This window comes from Arenibacter hampyeongensis (assembly GCF_002909255.1).
Lineage (GTDB): Bacteria > Bacteroidota > Bacteroidia > Flavobacteriales > Flavobacteriaceae > Arenibacter > Arenibacter hampyeongensis.
This window is the reverse complement of sequence record NZ_PIOB01000002.1, coordinates 1-18875: the sequence shown is the minus strand read 5'-3', so window position 1 is coordinate 18875 and position 18875 is coordinate 1. Positions and strand designations below refer to the sequence as shown.

Below are 18875 nucleotides of genomic sequence, written 5' to 3'. Positions count from 1 at the left end.
TCTAGTGAAAATAGTTTTTATAAGAATGCCGTCTTCAGGATATATTTAAACTACCAAGTATAGAATGAGTATTTTCCTGATTTTTTGCTTTTTTATGAAAGAACTCGGAAAAAATGGAAACAATCTTAAAATTCTAATCTAGTGGTACAGTAAAGGAGTCTATGTTTGCTATTCATTAACCTGTTGTAGTGGTCAGATGGTGGAATTTTATTTTTTATCGGAATTTAGCTTTAAAACGCTGGTTTTCATGTCGGCATAGCGTGGATCGGGAATGTAATCCTGCTTTTGCATTTTTATGACCTCTATGCTTAAAAAGCCAAATTCGCTCACCACTTTTCCATAAAATCGATAAATGCCCTTTCCCCTGAAGTAGTATTTTGCAGCTATTGGAGGAAACAGTACGGTATCAAAAACTTCTCCATGTTGGTCTACCAATGTGGCAAAATTCATACGGGTTCCTTTATGGGTACGAGTATTCTTTACTGTCACCAAGTATCCGTAAATATCAATATTTCTCTTCAAATAGGCTTCCAAGTCTCTCTTGCCCAATAGGTTTGTTGGGGGTTCTGCCAAAATATCAAATGGACTACAGAGGGTGAATCCCATAAGTTCCAATTGGGTAAAGGCCATTTCCAAGTCGGTGGAGTACAATTTAGGGATTTCAAAATGTTGATGTTTTGTGGTGAACAATTTGGGATGCTCCAATTTAGTGTTTTTGGATATGGAAAGATGTGCTTGCCATAAGAGTTCATGTTTATTCACTCTACTAAATCTAAAGGCATCAATACGGATAAGGATACTTAATTGTTCTATGGATATGGAGACCCTATCCAAAAAGTCGGTCAATGATAAATAAGGTCCATTGGCATTTCGTTCGGTTGTAATTTGTTCTACCACCCTTCCTTCCAATTCCCTTAGGTACATAAATCCCAGGTACAGTTCCTTTTCATAAATGCAGTTGAGCATAAAGCTTTTGTTTATACAGGGAGAATGTATCTTGGCTCCCAGCATCCTAGCCTCATGGATGTAGAATTCGGCGCTATAGAATCCACCTCCATTGTTAAGTACGGCCACCATATATTCCAATGGGTAATAAGCTTTAAGGAATAAGGTCTGATAACTTTCAACGGCATAGGATGCCGAATGGCCCTTGGCAAAGGCATAGCCGGCAAAACTCGCTACCTGGTCCCATATTTCAAAAATGAGTTTATCTTCGTACCCCTTTTTTTGGCAATTGTCCACAAACTTATCCTTTACTTTCTGGAATTCTTCCCTGGAGCGGAACTTACCGCTCATACCTCTTCTTAGAACGTCTGCTTCTCCTAAAGTAAGATCTGCAAAATAGTGGGCCACTTTAATTACATCTTCTTGATATACCATTACGCCATAAGTTTCGGGCATAATGGATAACATTACGGGATGTGCCCTTTCCTTGGCTCGTTGTGGATCCCGATGGCGTAGTATATATTCCCTCATCATTCCGCTTTTGGCCACTCCGGGCCTGATAATGGAACTTGCGGCAACCAATCCCAAATAATTATCGACCTCTAATTTCTTCAATAACATCCGCATCGCAGGTGATTCAACATAAAAACAGCCCATACATTGGGCGCTCTTTACCAAATTATTAATGACAGGGTCATTTTTAAATTTGGCAACATCATGAATATCGAAGGTGCTTATTGCCTCTGGTTGGTTATAACTTATGATTTCCAGGGATTCTTCAATTTTTGCCAAACCGCGCTGGGACAGGATATCAAATTTAAAAAGGCCAACATCTTCGGCAATCACCATGTCGAAATGTGTAGTAGGATAACCTTTGGGTGGGAGGTGGGTGGCAGAAAAATAGTGAATGGGTTTTTCAGTAATAAGGATACCGCCGGCATGGATACTTAAATAATTAGGCATTCCTTGTATCAATTGTCCGTACTTAAGTACCAATAAGGCTACTTTATCCAATTGGGAAACATTGTATTTTCTATCGCACAATATATCTATTTCCTCTTTGGGCAGTCCAAACACCTTGCCCAATTCCCGTATCACTCCTTTTTCTTGGAAAGTAACATAAGTGCCCAGTAGGGAAACGTTGGGGAAGCGGTCAAAAATGTATTGGGTCATGGCTTCGCGGTCCTTCCATGAAAAATCGATATCAAAATCAGGTGGATTAACACGGTATAGATTTATAAAACGCTCAAAATAAAGGTCCAGTTCAATTGGGTCCACATCGGTAATATGAAGTAGGTAGGCCACTATACTGTTGGCACCACTACCACGACCTACATAAAAAAAGTTTTGTTTCCTGGCATGTGATACAATATCCCAATTAATGAGAAAGTAGGACACAAATCCCATTTTTTTAATTAAATCCAATTCCTTTTGAAGTCGCTGCAGAATCACAGGACCTATTGCGGTATGTTTGTACCTTACGGGCAAACCCTCTTGACATAATTTTTCCAATAAAGCCTCATCCTTTGAGGTATCGCCAAGGTAAGTGACTAAGTTTTGTGGTTTTCGTTCATCTGAAAAATCAAAATAGATGTTACAGGAATGCATTAACCGCTCCGTGTTCTCCAGTATAAAATTATATTCGGAAAAAGCAGATTTCAAATCATCTAAGGGAAGCATTTTTTCTTCCGGATCTGCTTCTTCTGCCGGGGTCAGTTTACTTAGCAGTATGTTATTGTCAATGGCACGTAATAAACGGTGTGCATTAAAATCGCGTTTATTGCGAAAGGTTACCGGTTGTTGCACCACTAATTTATCCCTGTACTGCAAAACTTCGGAAAAGGGAAGACGTCTTAGGTCTCTGATGGAAATACCTATATACTCATTTTCCAAAAAGGATTTTTGTTTATTCAACACTGCTTTTTGGAACGGATATATTATATAGGCATCTTTAAAGGCAGGAGCTTGGCATTTATATTTTTTTTCATGATGCAGGTGGTCGGCCAAGAAATTGTTCAGTTCCTGATATCCATTATTATTTTTGGCTATACCTATAAAGCATTGATCTACCCCATTTCTAAAGTCGATTCCTAAAATAGGTTTAATACCAAATTCCTGCGCTTTTCTTACAAAATTTAATCCTGCCGACGTATTGTTGATATCTGTAAGTACCAGATGATTCACATGGTTTTCTTGGGCCAATTTCAAGAGCTCCACCTCGGATAGGGTACCGAATCTTAGGCTGTAATATGTATGGCAGTTTAAGTACATTTTTTACTTCACAATGAATAGATACATTAATGGTAAATGGATTTATTTTGGGGCGTATATAAATGACCCTTATTTCTTAATAAATTTTTGAGGGCAAGCTAGGATGAATACCAGTAGATTTTTCTACCCTTTGTTTTGCCGATATGCATTACACCTGGCTTAGCCATGGACTCAATTTCAGAGGTCGATATCCACATAATGATTCCTGTGGGAATAATAAAAATCGGACCAATAGGTCTTTGCCATTTTCACCACAGGGCGGTGTATCGCCAGTAATTCTCAAAGCCAATACTCCAATAAAATCCTATTGTTAAAGGTAAGAATTTATTAACCCACCTAATTGACAGTTGGGTGATTTTAATTGCAAACTATAGCCAAGGTGAATAGGGACAAAAGTAGATTAAGGAAAAAATGATTAATGGAATGGTCTATAAACTGTTAGAGAAGAAGGAGTTAAAAACTTTAACTGCAATTAGTTGGATTTACTCCTGTTCTCCCATTTCAAATCTTTTAAAATGGAACTCTTAATACCTATAAAGAAGTACCAACGTTTATAGGTTCCAAATGGGGTCCAGTTGAAATTCATCCTAAAACTCTTCAAATCCCGTTCAAAGCGCAATTGCGTTAGTGTGAACCCTTTATTTTGGAAATCGTAACCAGAAGACCCACCGATTTTCCATCTTGGGGAAAGTTGGATGTTCCCGGAAAACATCAAGGAATGGCTGCCAATGGTGTTTTGGCGGTTGGAATTGCTGTAATTTACTGCATATGACAATCGCAGGTCCCAGGGCAATTTTGTTCCAAAAATGGGGTTTTCTACATCTTCAGTGTCATTTTCCTTTTCATCGCCAGGTCTATTTTCGTTAAAGTCATTTGCCCTACCAAAAAGGTCATCATCCCTACCGCCGCTGGATGCAACATAGTCGTATTCATCTTTGTCGTCCTCCTTTTTTTCTTCTTTCTTTTTTCCAAAAGTCTTACTGTCCAAAGAATAGCTGAGGTTTGCCCTGGCAGAAGTAAGTCTAAACAGACTACCTCCATTGTCCACATTAAAGGTATTTATACGTGTTCCATTATTGTCTATGGCATAGGGATCCAAACTGGCACCAAAGTTTATGGCCATTTTGTTGTTGAGTATATTGGTTCCTCCGGTCAAATTAACCGCACTTAGTTTTAAGGAATCCGCTTCAAAATTATATCCGGTAGAGAGGTTGAGGTTGCTCAAAAGTGATATTTTCTTTGGTTTTGTCGCGGTTGAATCTCTGTCGCGGACTTTGGCTTCAAACTGGTTGCCCAGAGAAAAGCTCATTGAACTGGATTTGGTTAGGCCTGGAGCTCCGTTCAGAGTACCTTCAAATCTACTATAAAGTTCCAATTCATCATCGGCACCAATATAGCTGTCGTAATACTGTTCAAATGACGGTGCATAGCCATAACTAACGGACGGACGCATAACGTGGCGTATGGCCTGAATTTTTTTGTCCTCGCCAAAATTGACCAGTCCATATAAAGTTGTTCCTATACTGGCACTAAAGTTATACTTGTTGTAGCGGTCAAATCCATTAAGGGTATCCGTAACAACTTCTCTTTTGGTCTCTTGGTCATAACCTCTTTCATAGGTCTCTATGGCCCAAATGTCTTCATAGGAACCGCCAACACTTACACTAAAATGCTTGGCCACTTTAAAGTTGGTGCTAAGGGGTATGGTATGCCTTGCCCCAAAAAGTGAATTTTCGAACATTCTACTGGTCAAAAAATCCTCTTCAGTGGTCTTAATGCTATTTCTGGCATTTAGGTTATACTGAAAGTTTACATTTTGAATGATACCCTTTTTTATTCCTTCACGTGGGGCAAACGGAAATATACGCTCCATACTGGCCTGCAAGGTGGGTAAGGTTACATCAACGGCGCCAGTATTGGTGTTTTGGTTATGCGTGGCGGTCAAACTCAGGTTTACGGACGGATATTCTGGGAACGTCTTGGAATAGGATATAGATGAAGATAAATTGTTCACCTGTGTATTTGGTAGGTTCTGCTGTAGCAGTGAGTTCCTGTAGTAAGAACTACTACCAAGGTTTACCGATGCCTGAAATCTGGAGTTGGGATTACTTTTTTGGTCTTGGGAATGTGAAACTTGAATGTTATATATAGTGGTTCTGCTATAATCACTGAACCCTTTTTGACTGGTAACTAAATTTTCATATCTAAAATTGACATTTCCCCTATACTTGTATCTTTTGGTATAAATAGATTGTGTTCTAAGACCATAACTTCCGTTGCTATATAAATCTCCCGTTAGGGTTAGATCAACATAGTCACTTATAGGAACGTAGTATCCTCCATTTTGTAAAAAATATCCCCTAGTGTTATCACTGCCAAAAGTTGGCATCATCAGTCCTGCCGACCTGCCAGTAGTCAAGGGAAAATACGCAAAGGGAAGTGCTACGGGGGTGGGCACATCGGCAATATATAGGTTGCTGAATCCTGCGATTACCTTCTTTCCCGGTACAAATTTGGCCTTTTTAATACGAATATAATAATCTGGGTTAACAGTATCTTTGGAGGTAGTAAGCTTACCTTCACTTAGGAAATAAACGGAATCGTTTTCCTTTTTGGTAATCTCTGCGTAGACCTTCATGTTATCACTTCCCAACTGACCCAAACCGGCCTGTTGCTCTGTTCTGGAGTTCCAAATAATGGCTTTTTGAGTATCAAAATTGAACCTTATGGAGTCTGGGATAACCTCATTTGTTCCTTGCTTAAAAAATGGCAGTTGGGAGTAATTCCCAAGTGAATCCTTTATTCGCCCGGCATAGACTTCGTTTTTTATGTAGTCCATTATTATTATCCCGGCCTTTAATTCGGTATCCTGATAATAGAGTTCTGCTTCGTTATAAAGATAAATCTTTTGATCTTTTTGGCTCATCTTTACATAATCCTTGGCCTTATATTTTATTTTATCCAGGAGAAGAGGTTGTTTGCCATTTAAAGAGTCTATTTTCGTACTGTCGTTTAAAATGGTATCCTTTAATTTTGGATCGGGCAAAAGTGGCGCAATTATTGTATCTCGTTGGGCAACAATGGGCAGTGGTTTAATCCGGTCTTCTTGGGCAGATGCAGTGATGGCACCAAATAATAGGAGCAATAGGAAAAGTACATGATGTTTATTTGATTGCAAAGCTATATATCCTATTTTTGTAACGGTTTAGCTACATTTTGGGTTCAAACTTACATATATTTTTTGTTCTGCCTGTAGGGTATTGCGATAAATTTAACCTAATTAAAAGATCAAATTATCTCTAGTGATATGAATATGAAACTGTTTTATATTATTCCTTTTATAATTTTAACATTTTTTCTGACTTCTTTTGGCAAAAATGTGAATGTCGATGACAATGACGGAAAATTTGTAGTCGTTTTGGATGCTGGGCACGGAGGCCATGACCCCGGCAACTTGGGGAATGGTTATTTGGAAAAAAATATAGCCTTAAGGATTGTGTTAAAAGTGGGCGAGATTTTGGAGAAGAATCCCAATATTAAGGTCATTTATACTCGAAAGGATGATACTTTTGTGGACCTATATCTTAGGGGGGAAATTGCCAATAAGGCCAATGCAGATCTATTTGTTTCGGTTCATTGTGATTCGCATAGTTCAGATGCCCATGGAGCGGGAACATTTGTATTGGGACTGCACGCCAATAAACAGAATTTTGAAATAGCTAAAAAGGAAAACTCGGTAATTTATCTGGAAGATAATTATGAGAGCAGATATGCGGCATACGATATAAATTCCCCAGAATCCATAATTGGCCTAACCATTATGCAGGAAGAGTTTTTGGATCAAAGTATTAATCTAGCCAAATTGATGCAGGATAATTTTGCAAACAAGTTGAAAAGAACCGATAGAAAGGTAAAGCAAGCCGGTTTTATTGTTCTTCATCAGACTTTTATGCCCAGCGTTTTGGTTGAAACAGGATTTTTGACCAATAAGGATGAAGGTGCTTATTTAAATTCTCAAAAAGGGCATATTGAAATGGGCAAGGCCATAGCCGATGCCATTTTAGCTTATAAGGGTGACATGATATCTAGCAATGATCAGGTAGCCTTGAACAGTTCCCCAGTTAATTCGGAACCAAAGCAGGGAGACGTTAAGGAACCTGTAGAAAAAACTGTTGCTAAGGAGACCGGTGCAAAGGACAAAAAATCTGAACAACTGGTCCTGGAGCAGAAACCGGTCAAGAATATTCCTAAAACCGTATTGGTTGTAAAGAATGAAACAGATAATACGACCAAGGAGTTGGCCAAAGATCCAATAAAGAAAGAGCAGCCCCAAGTAGTGGAAAAGCCGACTAAAAAATCGGAAAATATTGTTTTTAAGGTGCAAATTTTTGCTAGCTCAAAAAATATTCCATTGCATTCGGAGAATTTCAAAGGACTTAACACCCTTTCCAAAGAACCATACAACAATTTATATCGTTACATGTATGGTAATACGGATTCCCATTTTCAGGCAACACTTTTAAAGAGCAATGCTGATGCAAAAGGATATAACACCTCTTATATTGTAGCCTATAAAGATGGGGTGCGTATCTCGGAAACGGAAGCTCTTAAATACGTATCGGAATAATAGTCACTCTTCTAAAAATTATTTCTAATTTTGTTAGGAACTGAAAATAGAATCTTTTGAAAATATCTAGGGAAATAAAAACCGGTATAGTAGTCTTAGGGGGCATCCTTTTGTTTATACTTGGTTTTAGTTATTTAAAATCCACACCACTTTTTGATAATAGTAAAACCTTCTATGCCGTGTACAATCATGTGGGAGGATTACAGTCTGGCACTCAGGTTACAATAAATGGATTCTCTGTGGGCAAAGTAAATGATATTAGGTTCAATGATGCTGAAGGCAACCTATTGGTAACCTTTACCGTTGACAATAGTTTCTCTTTTTCCAAAAACAGTCATGCGGAATTATATGACACTGGAATTATAGGTGGCAAAGGAATCCAGATCAAGCCAGTTTTCGATGGTTCCCTAGTAGCCAAATCAGGAGATACCTTGCTATCCAGTACAAGACCGGGACTTACCGAATTGGTCCAGCAACGTTTGACCCCTTTGCAGGCTAAAGTGGAAGGGGCCGTAACCAATGCCGATTCGTTGTTAATGAATGTAAATGATATTTTGGGTCCCAAAACAAAAAGGGATTTGAGGGAAAGTATAGCGGGTCTAAACATCTTGGTGAAAAGTTTTCAGGGCAGTGCCAATTCGCTAAATAGTCTTTTGGCGGACAATCAAGATAATCTGAACAAATCCATCTCCAATTTAAGTGTCATCACAGAGAATTTTAATAAGTTATCCGATACCCTTGTCAATGCCGGTTTGGGTGAGACTATCAAAAATTTGCAATCCACCATGGGCAACATTAATGACATGATGTCGAAAATTGAAGGTGGTGAGGGCTCTTTGGGGAAATTGGTAAATGATAAAGCGTTATATAACAATCTCGCCAACGCCTCTAGGGAATTGGATTTATTATTACAAGATTTTCGCCTAAATCCCAAACGGTATGTAAATGTTTCCGTTTTTGGTAAAAAGCAAATAGATTACGCCCTTCCTAATGAAGACCCGGCCGAAAAATAGAGAAGTACATTATGGATTATATTCCTAATATTATTTTTGCAATTATACTTTTTGGGGGAATTGTTTTTTTTGCGAGTAACGTTAAAAAACTAACCCGAAATATTAAATTGGGTAAAGATGTTGACACCAGCGATAATAAATCGCAGCGGTGGAACAATATGTTCAGAATTGCCCTTGGCCAGACAAAAATGGTAGTGCGTCCTATTCCTGGAATTCTACATATCATAGTGTATCTAGGTTTTATCATTATTAATATTGAGGTGTTGGAGATCATCATAGATGGTCTTTTTGGCACCCATAGGATTTTCTCATTTTTCGGAGGATTTTACAGTTTTTTAATAGGTTCTTTTGAAATTCTAGCCTTATTGGTTATTGTAGCGGTTGTTATTTTTTGGATTCGTAGGAACGTTATTAAATTGAGGAGATTCTTGAATCCTGAGATGAGCGGTTGGCCAAAAAAAGATGGAAATTTAATTCTTTATATAGAATTGGTCCTAATGGTACTGTTTTTGACCATGAATGCCTCGGATTATCAATTACAACAAATGGAAGCTGCACATTATACTAAGGCAGGAGCCTTTCCTGTAAGCCAGTTTATTGCTCCCTTGTTTCAAGAAATGTCCATGTCGGCCATAATCATGATTGAACGTACCGCATGGTGGTTGCACATTGTGGGTATCCTAATGTTTTTAAATTATCTATATTATTCCAAACATTTACATATTCTTTTGGCTTTTCCAAATACTTATTTCGGAAAGCTAAAACCAAAGGGACAGTTCGAGAATTTGGATGCTGTGACCAAGGAAGTAAGATTAATGATGGATCCAAGTGCGGATCCTTTTGCTGCACCTGATGAGAATGCGCCAATACCTGAAAAATTTGGGGCTTCGGATGTTATGGACCTTAAATGGGTGCAATTGTTGAACGCCTATACCTGTACTGAATGTGGAAGGTGTACCAGTGAATGTCCGGCCAGTCAGACCGGTAAAAAATTATCCCCTCGGAAAATTATGATGGATACCAGGGATAGGTTGGAAGAGGTTGGCAGGAATATTGATACCAACAAAGGAGAGTTCGTGCCAGATGGGAAACAGCTGTTGGGTGATTATATATCCCATGAGGAGCTTTGGGCCTGTACCTCCTGCAATGCTTGTGTTGAGGCTTGTCCCGTGAGTATAGACCCATTATCGATTATTATGGATATGCGTCAATATTTGGTAATGGAACAATCTGCTGCGCCATCTGACTTGAATAATATGATGGGAAATATAGAAAATAACGGGGCACCTTGGCCATTCAACCAAATGGATAGGCTTAACTGGTCCAAGGAATCTTAAAGTAATTACCACTAAAATGGAAAATGAATTGAAAGTGCCTACCATGGCAGAACTTTTTGCAGCAGGCCAACAACCAGAAGTTTTATTTTGGGTGGGCTGTGCCGGAAGTTTTGATGACAGGGCCAAAAAAATAACGAAAGCCTTTGTGAAAATTTTGAACAAGGCGAATGTCAGTTTTGCTGTTTTGGGAACTGAGGAGAGCTGCACCGGCGATCCGGCAAAGAGGGCAGGTAATGAATTTTTGTTTCAGATGCAGGCAGTTACCAACATAGAGGTTTTAAATGCATATGAGGTAAAGAAAGTTGTAACAGCTTGCCCGCATTGTTTCAATACCTTAAAAAATGAATATCCAGGGCTCGGAGGAAATTATGAAGTGGTACATCATACCCAATTCCTTAAACAACTATTGGAAGAAGGGCGGATAAGTGTGGAAGGCGGACAGTTTAAAGGCAAAAAAATCACTTTTCATGACCCCTGTTATTTGGGAAGGGCCAACAATGTGTATGAAGCGCCCCGCGATTTGATCCGAAAATTGGATGCCGAGTTGGTGGAAATGAAGAATTGTAAAAAACGCGGGCTTTGTTGTGGTGCCGGAGGTGCACAAATGTTCAAGGAACCGGAAAAAGGCAAGAAGGATATCAATGTTGAACGAACGGAGCAGGCCTTGGAAACGCAACCTGATATTATAGCTGCAGGCTGTCCTTTTTGCAATACCATGTTGACCGATGGGGTGAAGAATAAAGAAAAAGAATCGTCTGTGGTGGTGATGGATATTGCCGAGTTGATCGCTATGGCCGAGGATTTATAAAATTATCATAGCCTATATGATAGTAGGCAAAGTGTTAAATTAATGAATTGACCATATCGGTATAAAAGTAAATAACAACAAGACCTAAGAAAAACCAAGATCAAGACCAAGTGGAATAGAATCAAACGATGAACTAAATCAATATAGAAAATCAGCGTTTGGGTGAACATTAAAAATTTAATAAATGCTTGTAGAATTTAACACATTGCCGGATGAATCTAGAGTTTGGATCTTTCAAGCCAGTAGGAGTTTTTCAGAGGAAGAATTGCAACAATTAAGACAGGAACTGGATACTTTTATAGCGGATTGGACCGCTCATGGAAGCGATTTACGCGCTGGTTATGAAATCAGGTATAATAGGTTTATTATTCTCGCACTTGACCAATCGCTTAATGCTGCTTCCGGTTGTTCCATTGATGCATCGGTACATTTTATACAGGGGTTGGAGAAGAAATACAATATGGAACTATTGGACAAAATGAACGTTTCCTATAAACAGGGCGAATTTGTTGCTTACAAAACTTTAGTCGACTTCAAAAAAATGGCCAAACAAAAAGCGGTTTCCAAAAACACCATAGTCTTTAATAACTTGGTAACCAATAAGCACGAATACCTAAATCATTGGGAGGTACCGGCAGAGGAAAGTTGGCATGCCCGTTTTATGTAGGACACACCGGCCTAGAATGCAACTCAATCTAGGGTTCTGGTCGCCTTTCGAATAAATACAATAATTCAATCATTTGTTAGTTACCATCAAGGATGGATTTTTTTATGCGCATAAATTACGTAGTCTTAATTTTTTTAATTTCCTTTTATACGGTTCAAGGTCAAATGAACCCTTTGGTTACCAAAGATGCCTTGCCACAGGAGACTTGGGTAGATGCCACTTATGGACAAATGTCCCTGGATGAAAAATTGGGGCAATTGTTTATGGTTATGGTTACTTCCGATCAAGATAAGGCAAGTACAGAAAAAACTAAAAGACTAATAAAGGAACATCATATTGGCGGTGTTATATTCTCTACAGGTGGTCCTGTCCGACAGGCGCAACTGACCAATGATTTTCAAAAAAATTCCAAAGTTCCCTTAATGATTGGTATGGATGCCGAGTGGGGCCTGGCCATGAGGTTGGATTCAACCTATGCCTTTCCTTGGAACATGACTTTAGGGGCTATAAAGGATAATTCCATAGTCGAAAAAGTAGGAAATCAAATAGGTAGGCATGCCAATAGATTAGGAGTGCACATTAATTTTGCTCCGGATATAGACATCAATATCAACCCACAGAATCCAATAATTGGTAATCGTTCTTTTGGAGAGGACCGCGAAAATGTGGCTCAAAAGGGGATTGCTTTTATGAAGGGCATGGAAAGCGCTGGTGTCTTGTCCAGTGGAAAGCATTTTCCAGGTCATGGGGATACTGCTGTGGACTCCCATAAGGCGTTGCCTGTAATCGATTTTACCAGGGAGCGTTTGGATAGTATTGAATTGTACCCCTATAGACAATTGATTAAAGAGGGATTAAGCAGTGTTATGGTAGCGCATTTAAGTGTGCCAAGCCTGGAAATAAAGGAGGGTTATCCTTCATCCTTGTCCGAACAAATTATTGGTGATGTGTTGCAGGAGCAGTTAAATTTCAAGGGTCTGGTGTTTACAGATGCACTTAATATGAAGGGGGTGTCTACTTTTGCGAAGGAAGGTGAGGTAGAACTTTCCGCATTTTTGGCCGGAAATGATATTCTTTTAATGCCCGTGGATGTTGTAAAAGCCAAAGCTAAACTTTTGGAGGCCTATAATAAAGGTAGAATTTCTGAAAGTAGGCTATCAACTTCCGTAAAGAAGATATTGATGGCGAAATATAAAGTGGGGCTAAATAACTATAAACCAATAGATACAAAAAATCTATTTAGCGACTTAAATTCTTTGGAGGATGATGTTCTGTATGAGGAGGCTATTGAGAACGCCATCACGGTGGTCAAGAATGATTTTTCCTTGATGGCCATAAAGAAATTGGAGAATAAGAAAATTGCCTATGTTAAGTTCGGGGATGCAGATAGCGATGCATTTTTAAATGAAATGAAGAAATACGCTACCGTAACACAAATTAACGGAAAGGACATAAGCACCCTTAAACAAAAATTGAGCGATTACAATTTGGTGATCATTGGGTTGCACAAGAGCAATGAAAGTCCTTGGAAACCCTATAAATTTAGCAAAAATGAACTTTCCTGGTTAGGAGAAATCGCTAGAGAGCGAACTTCCAATCTTATACTTGCCCTATTTGCAAAACCTTATGCCTTGTTGGAGGTGCCGTCTTTCGATAGTATAGATGCAGTGGTCATAGGATATCAAAATAGTAAAATAGCCCAAGAAAAAACGGCACAGGTGATTTTTGGGGCCATTCCGGCCAAAGGGGTTTTACCAGTTAGCTCCCATCAGGAATTTCCTGTAAACACCACTATTCCAGTGGAGTCCTTAATGCGCTTGGGGTATAGTATACCCGAAAGGGTGGGTATGAGTTCGGCCAAATTGGCCAGAGTGGATGAAATGGTACAGAATGGTTTGGACTCTTTAATGTTCCCAGGGGCCCAAATTGTGGTCGCGCGGAAGGGAAAGATAGTGTATAACAAAGGTTTTGGAAAACCAACATATCAATCCGATGAAAAAATAACGCCAGGCCATATTTATGATTTGGCTTCCATTACCAAGATCTTGGCAACCTTGCCCATGGTAATGAAGATGGAGGAGGAGGGTAAAATTGCACTGGATAATACATTTGAGGAACTTATACCTGCTTACTCCAATACTGAGCTAAAAAATGTCACTGTCTTAAAGGCCCTATCCCATTATGGAAGATTGCCCGCTTGGATTGCCTTTTACATCAATACTTTGGATGATAAAAGAAAACCATCCAATGAGTTTTATAGGCATCAATTAACGAATGGGTATTCGGTTAAGGTGGCAGACCAACTCTATATAGCGGATATTTATAAGGATTCTATCTATAATAGGATTGGTAGGCAACACCTTAAATCCAATAGATATCGTTATAGTGATATAGCCTATTATGTAATGAAAAAGTACATTGAGGATACTTACAAAGAACGCTTGGATAGTTTGGCGGAGGAGTTTTTATATAAGCCTATTGGTGCAACCCATACCGGATTTAACCCGCTGGATAATTTTTTAAAAGGTGATATAGTTCCATCGGAAGAAGATAATTATTATCGGTACCAGACCGTACAAGGGTATGTGCATGACATGGGGGCTGCTATGCAGGGCGGAGTAGGTGGTCATGCCGGACTTTTTAGCAATGCCAATGATGTTGCTAAAATTATGCAGATGTATCTACAAAATGGTTTTTATGGAGGACAACAGTTTTTGGAGGCTAGAACGGTAAAGAAGTTCAATACCTGCTATTTCTGTGATCAAAATGTGCGACGTGGTATAGGTTTCGATAAACCTGAAATGCATGGTGGGGGTCCGGCCTGTAGTTTGGTTTCCAGAAAAAGTTTTGGGCATAGTGGTTTTACGGGCACCTACACTTGGGCCGATCCTGATAAGGATTTGGTCTATGTTTTTTTATCCAATAGGACTTACCCCTCGGCTTCAAATACACTTTTAGTTAAATCTGGGTTAAGAACCCGGATACAGAAGGCCATTTATGAAGCCATAATAAATTAAATCCTTAATTTGTAAATATGAACGGGTGTTTATAGGGGCTAATTTTCATTTTGTTTTAAGCATTCTGAAATTTTATCCATATTCGTTCGACTAAGATTTTTTTTGGACGCCAAAAGTTATGGGATCCGTGAGGTATGAATGTGTCATGTAACCTCTAAAATGCATTAAAAATAAACAAATGAAAATAGCTATAGTATGTTATCCTACTTTTGGAGGTAGCGGGGTGGTGGCAACGGAATTGGGAATTGCTTTGGCCAATAGGGGCCATGAAATACATTTTATAACCTACCGCCAGCCGGTGCGTTTGGAGTTGTTGAGCAATAAGATATACTTTCATGAAGTACATGTACCTGAATATCCCTTATTTCACTACCAACCTTATGAGCTGGCGCTTTCCAGCAAATTGGTAGATACTATAAAGTTATTTGGGATAGAGCTGCTGCATGTTCACTATGCCATACCCCATGCCTATGCTGGGTATATGGCTAAGAAGATGTTGGAGGAAGAAGGAATTTATATTCCTATGGTAACCACTTTACACGGTACGGATATTACTTTGGTGGGCAAGCATCCTTTTTATAGACCGGCAGTTAACTTTAGTATAAATCAATCCGATATTGTTACCTCGGTTTCACAAAACCTTAAAGAGAGTACCTTGGAATTGTTCGATATAAAAAAGGACATTGAGGTTATCCCGAATTTTATAGATAAAAGGAAATACAGTATGCATTTCACGGATTGTCAGCGTTCGCTGATGGCCTCGGAGGATGAAAAAATTATTACGCATATCAGTAATTTCAGAAAGGTTAAGCGCATTCCGGATGTAATTCATATTTTTAATAAGATTCAAAAGCAATTACCTGCCAAGTTGATTATGGTGGGGGAGGGACCGGAAAAGGAAGGTGCAGAACGTTTATGTGAGGAGCTTGGTTTAGCCAATAAGGTCATCTTTTTGGGCAATAGCAATGAAATAGATAGGATATTATGTTTTTCCGATTTGTTTTTATTGCCATCTGAGACAGAGAGCTTTGGATTGGCCGCTTTGGAGGCTATGATCAATAGGGTGGCGGTTATTTCCAGTAATACGGGAGGAATTCCGGAAGTCAACAGACAGGGTATCACAGGTTATTTGAGTGATGTAGGTAATATAAATGAGATGGCCGAAAATGCTCTTAAGATATTAAGTGACGACCAAACTTTGGAATTGTTCAAATCCAATGCAGCAAAAGTTGCCATGGATTTTGATATTTTGAAGGTATTGCCGCTTTATGAGGCAGTTTATGAAAAGGCCTTTTTGGCTAGGCACGAGAGTTTACAGCAGAATTAATGCGATTATTGCTACTTATAATATGTCTTTTGGGAACTGCCTGTGTAGGTCAAAAAACTGTTCCCAGCTCTGTGGACAACAGTTCTGAACGGGATTCAAGGGAGCTTCAATTAGTGATGGAGGACAATTATTCAGGGGTTGAACAACCAGAATTTCAAGTTGTCAGGGATCCAAAAGCATTGAAGAATTTATTTCTTCAGATCAATAAAACCAGAAAACCCGGACTTCCAATACCGGAGATAGATTTTTCGGAAGAGCTATTATTGGTGTATTGTTCAGGAACAGAATTGGGTGTGGGGAGATTGGAAATGGTCGTTGTTGAAGAATCCCTTGGAAATATTACTATGGGTTTAAAGGAACGGATCTCTTCCAAAAAGGAAAGCCTTAATGCCGCAACCACACCAATTTATATTTATAAGATGCCAGTTACCCAAAAAGAAATTAGTTTTCAATAAATCATTTAAATGCTACAATTTATGCTGGGTATAAATTAAAAATTGGAGCACTATTTTTTTCTTGGACGAATTTCACCAACTGTTTCTGGGCTACCGCTACAGCCAATATAATGGGCTAATTATATCCGATAAGATACCTTTTTCTTGGATGAAAAATTAATGGGAATTGGAATTCCTAAATACAGTTTTTGTAGGAAACCACTTAACGAATTTTACAGCACTTAAAAGATTATAAATGGCGTCCATTTAACATTGCCATAGCTTTGGACAAAGATTTTATAGAATCCCAAATTTACAATGTTATGAAAACCTACGCATTTGCTATTACTTTTTTATGTGCTATTTCCTTTAATTTCAGTAGTGCCCAAGAATTACAATTAACGACCAAAGACAGTATTGTTACCAGCAGTTGGATGGTAGGATTGGGCTATAATTTTGTAGATGATTCTGGAGATATGATCAAAGAATTATTTGATTTTAAGGATCAATGGAATGCAGTTGCTTTTCCTTCAAGAATTAGCATCGGTAGATACTTTAAAAACGGTTTGGGTGTTGAAGCAATAGGGACCTATAATAAGTATAAAGTGGGAAAACTGATTGATGGAAGTATTAATGCTACGGAATCGGACTATTTTGGCATGGACGTTAGATTAAGTTATGATTTGAATAAGATAATTGGTGAGACTGGCTGGTTTGATCCATATTTGGGTGTTGGCGTGGGTTATACAGATACAAGCAATGAGGGTAGGGGTACCTACAATGGAGTAGTAGGTTTCAGGATTTGGTTGTCCGATCGTTTTGGATTGGATTTAAGCTCCTCAGGTAAATGGACCATGGACAAATCCTTGACCAATCATTTGCAACATTCGGCTGGAGTACTGTACCGCTTTAATATTGAGAATGGACTAAGTAAAAAAGGACTGGAAAAACTAGCTTTAATTGAGGAAACCCAAAGGGTATCAGACTCTATTGTTGCTGCTAAGAAGGCAGAGGAAGAAGCTAGGCTTATGGCTGAGCGTTTGGTGCAAGAAAAGGAAAAGGCCCGTTTGGCGGCGGAAGAGCGTGCTAGATTGGATGCCGAGAACAAGAGAAGGACAGATTTAGAGAATAAAATCAAGGATCTCGGCTATGTTTACTTCAGTCTCAATTCTTCTTACTTGAGCAAGCCATATAAGGAATTGTTGGACAAGTTGGCCGTGTTAATGGAAGAAAACCCAGAGGTGACCATAAAGGTTGGTGCACATGCTGATTCCAGAGGGGCAGAAAAGTATAATCAGTGGCTCTCAGAAAAGAGGGTTAATCAAACCTTGGATTATTTGATAGGGAAGAAGGGAATAGATACCTCTAGATTGACAGGCGAAGGTTTTGGAGAAACACAATTGGTGAACGATTGTGACAATAATACCTATTGTCCGGAATCTAAACACAAACTAAACAGAAGGTCGGAGTTTGAGGTGGTTAAGTTTTAAATATAAATAACCATAAAAAAGGTCCTTGAGTTACGCCAAGGACCTTTTTTTATTTTCGAGAAGTGACAAGGAAGTATATTTTTAGGATTCTTAATTATTATCTTTTAATAATTTTATACGCTTTATCCGTGTCCTCATTTTGTAATTTCAAGTAATATAGACCACTGGATAAGATGGGGAACTCCAATGTAACCATATCATTTTGAATGGAGTAACTTTTCGAGCTTACAAATATCCCTGAAATGGTAAATAGTGAAGCATTTATTGTGAATTGTGAAGAATTTTTCACTTCTACATTTATTAGATGCTCGAATGGATTTGGATATAACAATTCTGTATCTTCAGGATTGGTAGGTGGCAGAATTAATGTTTCAGACCAAATTGCGATATTGCTTGCATTGGAATCCCCGGCTAAAGAAAATGTGCCGCCCACGTACAACCTGGATTTTAGGAGGTCCAATGTCAAGGAGTTTACGATGTTGTCGACGCCTACCTCCGTTCCGTTGCCCATTGCTTCCCAGCCGTTGTTCTCGCTCCATCGGGCAATGTTGTTTACGATCTTGTTGATGTCCTGCTCATCGGAGGCCGTTTCGAAATTCCCCCCTGCATACAGGTATCCGCCATCTACGACCATGGCGTTCACATTGCCGCTGAGTCCTTGTCCCAGGGCATCCCATCGCAGGGAGGCTCGGTCCCACCTAGCGATCCTGTTCACAGTATTGTTCCCTGCAACAGCAAAATTCCCTCCGGCATAGATATAATCCTGGGTAATGGCCATGGCCTGTACAAATCCGCTTGTCCCGCTTCCCAGTGTGCCCCAGTTGGTCCCGTCCCAAACGGCGATCCTGGGCGCTGTATTTCCCCCGGCTGCATCAAAATTTCCTCCCACGTATACCAGTCCGTCCACATCTATTGTTATGGCCCGTACCTCGTTGTTGG

12 protein-coding genes are annotated in these 18875 nt (G+C 39.2%); 9 read left to right on the top strand and 3 right to left on the bottom strand.

Annotated elements, in window-relative coordinates:
* Positions 1-207: 207 nt before the first annotated feature.
* Complete coding sequence (locus CWD91_RS05175; RefSeq protein ID WP_103439922.1) at positions 208-3216, bottom strand: DNA polymerase III subunit alpha; 3009 nt, start codon at positions 3214-3216, stop codon at positions 208-210.
* 472 nt (positions 3217-3688) lie between these two features.
* Positions 3689-6394 (bottom strand): putative LPS assembly protein LptD, encoded by a 2706-nt coding sequence (locus CWD91_RS05170; protein ID WP_103439921.1) that lies wholly within the window; start codon positions 6392-6394, stop codon positions 3689-3691.
* A gap of 129 nt (positions 6395-6523) precedes the next feature.
* Here CWD91_RS05170 and CWD91_RS05165 point away from each other — a divergent pair, with 129 nt between their 5' ends.
* The 9 genes from CWD91_RS05165 to CWD91_RS05125 all read left to right on the top strand — a co-directional run bounded on the left by CWD91_RS05165 (position 6524) and on the right by CWD91_RS05125 (position 17936).
* Positions 6524-7843 carry an N-acetylmuramoyl-L-alanine amidase family protein gene (locus tag CWD91_RS05165; RefSeq protein ID WP_103439920.1) on the top strand — a complete coding sequence of 440 codons (1320 nt, stop codon included), beginning with the start codon at positions 6524-6526 and terminating at the stop codon, positions 7841-7843.
* Between the two features lie 56 nt (positions 7844-7899).
* The gene (locus CWD91_RS05160; protein WP_103439919.1) at positions 7900-8856 is read left to right on the top strand and encodes an MlaD family protein; all 957 of its coding nucleotides are present in this window, start codon (positions 7900-7902) and stop codon (positions 8854-8856) included.
* A gap of 11 nt (positions 8857-8867) precedes the next feature.
* Entirely contained in the window at positions 8868-10193 is a 1326-nt protein-coding gene (locus CWD91_RS05155; protein ID WP_103439918.1) for a (Fe-S)-binding protein, read from the top strand.
* A 16-nt stretch (positions 10194-10209) separates the two neighbouring features.
* Positions 10210-11001: a (Fe-S)-binding protein gene (locus tag CWD91_RS05150; RefSeq protein ID WP_103439917.1), complete on the top strand. Its 792-nt coding sequence runs from the start codon at positions 10210-10212 to the stop codon at positions 10999-11001.
* A gap of 184 nt (positions 11002-11185) precedes the next feature.
* Positions 11186-11668, top strand: coding sequence for an ABC transporter ATPase (locus CWD91_RS05145; protein ID WP_103439916.1), 483 nt, complete (start codon positions 11186-11188; stop codon positions 11666-11668).
* Between the two features lie 104 nt (positions 11669-11772).
* Positions 11773-14685, top strand: a complete 2913-nt coding sequence (locus tag CWD91_RS05140; RefSeq protein WP_103440496.1) for a glycoside hydrolase family 3 N-terminal domain-containing protein — start codon at positions 11773-11775, stop codon at positions 14683-14685.
* Between the two features lie 178 nt (positions 14686-14863).
* Complete coding sequence (bshA, locus tag CWD91_RS05135; RefSeq protein WP_103439915.1) at positions 14864-16012, top strand: N-acetyl-alpha-D-glucosaminyl L-malate synthase BshA; 1149 nt, start codon at positions 14864-14866, stop codon at positions 16010-16012.
* On the top strand, positions 16012-16467 hold the full coding sequence (locus CWD91_RS05130) for a hypothetical protein (RefSeq protein WP_103439914.1): 456 nt from the start codon (positions 16012-16014) through the stop codon (positions 16465-16467). The genes bshA and CWD91_RS05130 overlap by 1 nt, the downstream gene beginning before the upstream one ends.
* Before the next feature lie 302 nt (positions 16468-16769).
* A complete protein-coding gene (locus tag CWD91_RS05125) occupies positions 16770-17936 on the top strand; it encodes an OmpA family protein (RefSeq protein WP_103440495.1) in 1167 nt (388 codons plus the stop codon).
* A 97-nt stretch (positions 17937-18033) separates the two neighbouring features.
* Here the strand turns inward: CWD91_RS05125 and CWD91_RS05120 are convergent.
* Positions 18034-18875: T9SS type A sorting domain-containing protein (locus CWD91_RS05120; RefSeq protein ID WP_157943721.1), on the bottom strand; the 842-nt coding region annotated here is incomplete at its 5' end.

Coding starts and splice junctions, on each gene's coding strand:
- bshA (WP_103439915.1), top strand. CDS start 14,864: ATGAAAATAGCTATAGTATGTTATCCTACTTTTGGAGGTAGCGGGGTG.
- CWD91_RS05130 (WP_103439914.1), top strand. CDS start 16,012: ATGCGATTATTGCTACTTATAATATGTCTTTTGGGAACTGCCTGTGTA.
- CWD91_RS05165 (WP_103439920.1), top strand. CDS start 6,524: ATGAATATGAAACTGTTTTATATTATTCCTTTTATAATTTTAACATTT.
- CWD91_RS05175 (WP_103439922.1), bottom strand. CDS start 3,216: ATGTACTTAAACTGCCATACATATTACAGCCTAAGATTCGGTACCCTA.
- CWD91_RS05145 (WP_103439916.1), top strand. CDS start 11,186: ATGCTTGTAGAATTTAACACATTGCCGGATGAATCTAGAGTTTGGATC.
- CWD91_RS05140 (WP_103440496.1), top strand. CDS start 11,773: ATGCGCATAAATTACGTAGTCTTAATTTTTTTAATTTCCTTTTATACG.
- CWD91_RS05150 (WP_103439917.1), top strand. CDS start 10,210: ATGGAAAATGAATTGAAAGTGCCTACCATGGCAGAACTTTTTGCAGCA.
- CWD91_RS05125 (WP_103440495.1), top strand. CDS start 16,770: ATGAAAACCTACGCATTTGCTATTACTTTTTTATGTGCTATTTCCTTT.
- CWD91_RS05155 (WP_103439918.1), top strand. CDS start 8,868: ATGGATTATATTCCTAATATTATTTTTGCAATTATACTTTTTGGGGGA.